Source organism: Aliirhizobium wenxiniae, assembly GCF_019511445.1.
Taxonomy (GTDB): Bacteria; Pseudomonadota; Alphaproteobacteria; order Rhizobiales; family Rhizobiaceae; genus Neorhizobium; species Neorhizobium wenxiniae_A.
This window is the reverse complement of record NZ_JAEUAN010000059.1, coordinates 1-1,389: the sequence shown is the minus strand read 5'-3', so window position 1 is coordinate 1,389 and position 1,389 is coordinate 1. Positions and strand designations below refer to the sequence as shown.

Sequence of the window (1,389 nt, the reverse complement as noted above, 5' to 3'; positions counted from 1 at the left end):
AAGTCAACCTGGCTGGTGACAGCCCTATCCCCTTGTAGCGAGAAGATGTCCCGCCACACCATCGAGGGCGGTGACATCGTCAGCCTGTTCGCATGCTTTGAAGCGCTTCGCCAGAAAGCCAAACGGCGGAAGGGCAGACTGTACCCATTGGTCGTAATTCAGGAAGCCGGACTGGATGGTTTCTGGCTGGGGCGAGTGCTGAGCAAGCAAGACTGGATTGAAAGCCACATCGTAGAAGCTGCATCGATCGCCATGCCGCGTCGACATCGTCGAGCGAAGACTGATCGTATTGACGGCGAAACGCTGATCCGTGCATTGATGACATGGAAACGTGGCGAGCCTCGAGCATGCTCAATGGTGAAACTCCTCTCAGCCGAGGAAGAGGACAACCGACGGATTGGGCGGGAGCGAAAAACTCTGATTGCCGAGCGCGTCTTCCACGTCAATCGCATAAAGGGTCTGCTCTTCACCCAAGGCATCCGAGATTACGAGCCAGTAAATAGAGATCGCCGTCAGCACCTGGACGAGCTTCGAACTGGCGATGGGCGTCCGGTATCAAAGCACCTGAAGGCCGAAGTCTGCAGAGAACTTGATCGTCTCGAACTGATACTCAAACAAATCAAGGCCGTCGAAGCCGAGCGAGATGCCTTGGTCGTTCAGGAGACGCCGGCGACGCCGAAAGAAGCGACCGCTCTTTTAGGCATCCGAGGGATTGGACCGGAATTCGCTACAATACTTTACACCGAAGGCCTGTTTCGGCACTTCGACAACCGACGCCAAATCGCGTCGTACGCAGGACTTGCCCCCTCCCCTTGGCAAAGCGGTAACGTCAATCGCGATCAGGGTGTATCTAAGGCGGGAAATCCGCGTCTGCGAGCCACTATGGTTGAGCTCGCATGGCTATGGTTACGGCACCAACCGGGGTCGGCGCTATCTTGCTGGTTTAAGGAGCGTATCGCTCAAAACGGCGGCCGTTTGAAAAAGCCGATGATTGTAGCACTGGCTCGCAAGCTGCTCGTTGCACTGTGGAAATACGTAGGCTCCGGCGTCGTCATCGAAGGTGCAATCATGAAAACTCCCTGAGGCGGGAAGTGCCTGTGATACGAGAATTCAAATCCTCAGGGTGTGATCAGCCCTGACGGATCCAGGTGAACGGACCGGGATTCCGTTTGGCTAAGAGCCGGTCTTGAGATTGGTCCCGTTCTCCTGAGCCCGCGCCCGCGAAGGCGGGAAATTGGTGCTGCCGTTTGGAGCGGCGACCGTATGTGAGGTTGTACAGGCTCGATAGCGAGCCGGTAAAGCGATGGGCTCAGACCATGGATCCGCTAAAAAAGGACGCTTTGTGATGACAACAAAATGAACCGTTGACAAAAAACCTGATGTGAGCGG

General features: G+C 55.8%; 1 protein-coding gene. It reads left to right on the top strand.

The features are described 5' to 3' along the window. Positions 1–1,083: IS110 family RNA-guided transposase (locus JNB91_RS30235; protein ID WP_223218488.1), on the top strand; the 1,083-nt coding region annotated here is incomplete at its 5' end. Positions 1,084–1,389: the final 306 nt, after the last annotated feature.